At 45.9% G+C, this 6160-nt stretch carries 2 protein-coding genes; one reads left to right on the forward strand and one right to left on the reverse strand.

The window, feature by feature from the left end; translation table 11 throughout:
* On the forward strand, positions 1–1391 hold a 1391-nt coding region (ettA, locus tag Q8907_11230; GenBank protein MDP4274839.1), incomplete at its 5' end, for an energy-dependent translational throttle protein EttA.
* 1971 nt (positions 1392–3362) lie between these two features.
* On the opposite strand, the gene Q8907_11235 is transcribed toward ettA, so the two are convergent.
* Positions 3363–6160: SprB repeat-containing protein (locus tag Q8907_11235; GenBank protein MDP4274840.1), on the reverse strand; the 2798-nt coding region annotated here is incomplete at its 5' end.

A 6160-nucleotide genomic window follows, 5' to 3' on the forward strand; every position in this document is an offset into this window, starting at 1 on the left:
GTGTACAGGAAGTTATTGATTTGCTGAAGGAATATGAAGAAGTAAATCAGCGGTTTGCCGAAGAGATGTCCGATGATGAGATGAACAAGCTCCTGGACCTTCAGGGACAGCTTACCGAAAAAATCGACCATGTCAGCGGCTGGGAGCTTGACACCAAGCTGGAAAGGGCGATGGATGCCCTTCGTTGCCCCGAAGGCGATGCCCTGGTGAAGAACCTTTCGGGCGGAGAGCGCCGCAGGGTAGCACTCTGCCGCCTGCTGCTCCGCGAACCGGATATTTTGCTCCTGGATGAGCCCACCAACCATCTTGATGCCGAGTCGGTCGAATGGCTGGAGGAACACCTCAGGCAATATAAGGGAACTGTGATTGCCGTTACACACGACCGTTATTTCCTGGATAAAGTAGCCGGATGGATCCTGGAACTCGACCGTGGCGAAGGAATCCCCTGGCAGGGCAATTATTCCTCCTGGCTTGAACAGAAAGCCAAACGCCTCGAGATGGAGGAGAAAAGCGAAAGCCGCCGCATGAAAACCCTTCAGAGGGAACTGGACTGGGTACGTATGGCTCCTAAAGCCCGCCACGCCAAAGCAAAAGCTCGTTTGTCGGCTTATGAAAAATTGCTCAATGAAGATGTAAAGCAGAAAGAAGAACGGCTGGAAATATTCATCCCCAACGGACCCAGGTTAGGTTCTAAAGTTATTGAATCGCAAGGGGTTTCAAAAGCTTTTGGGGACAAGTTGCTTTTTGAGAACCTGGAGTTTTCGTTGCCGCCTGCCGGCATTGTAGGTGTGATTGGCCCCAACGGTGCAGGCAAAACAACCCTCTTTCGCCTGATCATGAACCTGGAGAAACCCGATACCGGCACTTTCAATATCGGCGACACTGTGAAAATCGGATACATCGATCAGGCTCATGCCAGCATCGATCCCGAGAAAACCATTTACCAGGTTATCTCAAACGACAGCGACATCATCCAGATGGGCGGCAAAACAATTAATGCCCGCTCGTATGTGGCCCGGTTCAACTTCACCGGCGCCGATCAGGAAAAGAAATGCGCGGTGCTGTCGGGAGGCGAACGGAACCGGCTTCACCTGGCATTGACGCTTAAAGAAGAGGCCAATGTCCTTTTACTCGACGAACCCACCAATGACATAGACATCAACACCTTGCGGGCACTGGAAGAAGGCCTGGAAGATTTTGCAGGTTGTGCGGTCATCATCACCCACGACCGCTGGTTTCTCGACCGCGTAGCCACCCATATCCTTGCTTTTGAAGGGAATTCGCAGGTTTATTTCTTTGAAGGCTCTTATTCTGAATACGAGGAAAACCGCCGCAAACGGCTGGGCGATGAAACTCCGAGAAGAATCAGATACAAAAAGCTGATGGAATAAAACCACGGGATTATACAAAGGAAAGGTTGATGGCAAACCTTGTGACCGTTGTGGTTCAATAGGGTTCAAGGTTGTTCAAAGTTCAAATAGTTAAAATTTCTTATTGAACATTTAAACGAAACGCCATAATTCCGGAATCGCAAAACGCCAATGAATTGGTCCGTCAGCTGACGGATCACCCCAGATAATATAATACATGTGCATCCTATACGACCTAAATCATATAGGCATGAAACGTTTTCAAATAGAAGTGAAAATATTTTGCATTAGCCGCATAGCGGCTACCTATTTGTAGACAGATACATAAATTGCGCGGTCACAAAGCCGCGTAACGGTGACCTATAAATTTAATATGCTATAAATAAATTTTACCTTATTTTTTCTGTCAAAGGAAGGGGAAATTTAACCTGTTCAAGTCTAAATGATGGATTACAAATGGATATGACAAAACCTGTTCAAAACCAAAAAAATCAGAATACAACAAACATTATTTATTCAAAGGAAAAGTCCAATAGGTCGCTGCTATGCAGCTAAACCCAATATAATTTTACATGAATCGCATGTTTCCGGAAACACAAAACACGGATGAGCCGAGTTTTCAATGACCTTAAAATAAATCTTATAGGCATGAACAGAGATTTCTTTTTACTTATCAAATCGTTTAATTCTCTATTGGAAATATAAACCGTTTCGCTTTTATCATAAATAGCAATCAGAACTTTTCAGACCTAACAGAACAAAACCTGTTAGGTTTTGTTCTGTCGGTCATAGCCCCTTAGTGGCAAAATCTTTGTAGAAAAGGTATCAACCAAGTTTAATAAGCCACGTTAGTGGCGAAACTTTTCTTGTTCCGGATTCTAAATTCATATTTGGAAAAAGGTTTGTTTTTCAATTTCGCCACTACGTAGCTTAGATCGACTTTAGCTGTCAGACCACAAAGATTTGACCGCTAGCGGCTCTGCGGCATCAGGCATTTTATTTTCATCCGAAGCATCTTTGCAACGCCTGGTTGTCCCGGGATGATATCATCCGGTTACGGTCACTTTATGATGGCTTCGTTTACCGGCCAAGTATTTTTTTCAGCAGGGTACGGGTTTTGTATGTAACGCCAGCGGCGTTTTCCGTGCAAAACCCCAGATTTATCAGGGAGAAGTGAAGGTCGGCCATGATTGTAAAAAAACATATGATAAGACTTCAACCCCGAAGGGGTGAACTGATTGTAACTATAAATATTAAATCAGCTGGAATTAATCAATATAATAAATTTTTGTTGTTATATTCATCAGCTTCAACTTTTCATTGTCCCCAATTTTGACATTCATTGCCGTCAGCTTTAGCTGACGGATGGAGAATATTTGAAATTTGGGGGCTTTAGCCCAAATATTTAAAAATTTTTACTGTTCCAGAATGATAAATGTTTTGGCTAAAGCCGGAATATAAATACACTCCTATCCGTTGGCTAAAGCCAAAGGCAAAGAAAAATACATGGAACATTCACCTTCGTGACTTATTATAATAATGATGTTTAAAAATTATGTCATTTCTAACATCATATCTTCCTGTCGGAATTAAAATACATATTTTAAAATTGTAGGTATTTATATTATTGCCGTCTGCTTCAGCTGACGGGAAAAGGAATTCAGAATTTTGTTGGGCTTTAGCCCAAATTGAATATTGGAAATAACAACTAAATATTTGGCTGAAGCCGGATAAATTGCCATTCTTTTTAACCGTTCGCTGAAGCCAACGGCAATGATGAAGATGATTTTCTATTTTTTAATGCCAAACACAGGGGTTGTTGTTGGCTCATAACGGGGTCAAAAAAATCCTGTTTTATTTTTTTTGATTTAACTTTCCAGACCTAACAGTTTTTGAGAACCTGTTAGGTCTTATTTTGTCGGTCATAGTCACGTAGTGGCGAAATTCTTTTGGATCCGAGTATTATTCCCCTCTTTTTATACCACTCCTATTTCACTTGATAACGCTCTTTTCTATGATATTGAAATTCTGAATCACAGTCTGGTCAACCACATTGACAGGTTTGGACACGGCCTGCGGGCAATTGTTCGAATCCGTAACGGTTACCGTATAAGTCCCGGCAGTCATGTTGGTGAACTTGCCGTCATGGTTGCTGATACCGCCGGTTGAATAAGTAAGCGGTGAAGTACCCCCCCTTGCCACAACGGTGATGCTTCCGGGCCCATTCTGACAGGTAACATTGGTCGAATCTACAGAGACAATACTTACAGAATCAGGATTGGTGAAGGTGATTGTACGGGTCTGTACCCCCGGGCAATTATTTGCATCGGTTATAGTTACTGTAAACTTACCTTCAGTCAGATTTGTAAACTGCCCGTCAGTATTAGCCTGACCATTATTCAATTTATAAACATAAGGTGCAGTGCCCCCTGCAGCAGCAGCTTTGATTATCCCGTCCGCAGCATTGTGGCAGGTAATTGCAGTCGTATCAAGCGATGCCACACTTACAGGGTCAGGATTGACCACATGCACAGCCTTGTCATTTACGGCAAAGCAATTGTTGGCATCGGTCACAATCACCATATAATAATTATCATTCAACCCGCCGAAAATTCCATCTGTATTTTTAACAGTGCCCGGAGCCAGAGCATAAGAATAAGGAGTGGTTCCGCCGGTGGCAGAAGCGGTTATCCTGCCGTCGCCTGCATTATGACAGGTGATATCATTGTCTTTCACAAGCGTAACGCCAAGTTGAGCAGGCTGGACCAGAGTTTTTGACACAGAATCCCTGCAGCCGTTAGCATCAGCAACATTTATCCTGTATGAGCCGACTGGCAAATTACTGAACAAACCGTTTGTATTGCTTGCAGTATCCCCGCTCATTGTGAACCTATAAGGGGAAGATCCGCCCGCAGCCGCAGCCTGCAATTTCGCATCCGAATTTCCGTAGCACTTCACAGAGCTTGAATCAGTCAGTGTCAACACCACTTTATCCGGGTTGAGCACATGAACAGCAGGACGGCTAGCCTGGCATCCCTTTGCATCAATAACGGCAACCGTGTATGATCCGGCTGTAAGGTTGCCAAATTTCCCTGTGGAATTGCTGCTTCCCCCGTTTAAAGTATAGGTATAGGGTGACGTTCCGCCCGCAGCCGCAGCAGTGATGCTTCCGTCGGAAAAATTATGGCAGGATACCGCTGTCGAATCAATGGAAGAAAAAACCAGGGTATCGGGATTAATTATATTTACCTCAGGGCTTACCGCAGTGCAATTATGGGCATCGGTCACCGTGACGGTATAATCATTTGCGCTGAGCCCGCCAAATAAGCCATCGCTGTTTGCAGTCGCTCCGGGCGAAATAGAATAAGTATAACCGGCAGTGCCGCCGTCAGCCAGAGCTGTAAGCTTGCCATCAGAACCGTTGTGGCAGCTGACATCATTATTTTTGGTAATAAGAACGCCCAATTTTACGGGCTGATCGATGGCTTGCGCAAGGGTATCGCTGCAGCCGAGGACATCAGCAGCTATAATTTGGAATGTGCCGGCAGTAAGGGTATTCTGGTCTTTCTGTCCCTGAACAAAACCACTTCCGCTGGTTGCACTCCAGGAATAGGTATATGGAGCCGTTCCACCGGTTACTGTAACATTTATTGCGCCGTCATTGCCGTTGTAACATTTTACGTTGGAGAATGTATTTAGAGCAACGCTTACTTTCGTTGCCGGCTGCACCAGGGTTACTATAAGGGAAGTGCTGCAATTATTGACATCTTTAACGGTAACCGTATAATCTCCTGCTTGCAGACCGCTGACATTTTGAGTTGTTGCTCCGTTGGTCCAGGAGTATGAATAGGGCGCTTTGCCCCCGCTCACAGAAACCTGAATGGATCCGTCATTCCCGCCAAAGCAGCTTATATCATGCTTACTGCCCAGGCTGGCCTGAAGCTGGCCGGGCTGCTGAATGGTTACACTATCGGATTGCAGGCATTTATTTGCATCGGTTAAGGTTACCGTATAATTTCCTGCGCTCAACCCGCTGGCTGTAGCAGTGGTCTGGCTTGAAGGGTCATTCCACTGATAGCTAAACGGAGACGTTCCTCCCGAAGGCGAAACCGAAGCCGAGCCATCATTTCCTCCGTAGCAACTGACATCGGTAGTGGTAAAGGCAGCCACAATGGGATCAGGCTGGGTAACCGTCTGGGCTGTGGAAATCGTGCAGCCCTTTGCATCAGTAACCGTGCAGTAATAGGTATCCGGACCAAGCAGGTTGATGGTCGATGCAGTGAGCCCGTTTGACCAGGCAAAGGAAGGCGTGCCGGTGCCGCCCGAAACATTCAGGCTGATGCTGCCATCGCGGTACCCGCCATTGCAGCTCATATTTTTTACAACTGCCGTTAAACTCAGCGCCGGAGGCTGGGTCAGGGTTATATTGCCGGTATTGGCTATACAGCCACCGGCATCAGTGACCACAGCCGAATAAGTCCCGCCGTTTATGCCGGACAGGTCTTCGGTGGTGCTGTCATTCGACCAAAGGTAAGAATAGGGCAACTTCCCTCCGCTTACGGTCAGGTCAATGGCACCGGTACCATCCCCGTTGCAACGGTTGGGCGTTGTGGTAAAGCTTGTTGTAAGCACTGCAGGCTCATTCAACGTCACTGTAACAGTTTGTGGAATGCCGCTGCCATCACTGTTTTTTACGGTAACCGTAAAGTTTCCCGCTGCCAGTCCGCTGACAGCCTTTGTCGTGGCGCCCGTATTCCAGGAATAGTTATAAGCACCCGTACCTCCGCTCA

The organism is Bacteroidota bacterium (genome assembly GCA_030706565.1).
Classification (GTDB): domain Bacteria; phylum Bacteroidota; class Bacteroidia; order Bacteroidales; family JAUZOH01; genus JAUZOH01.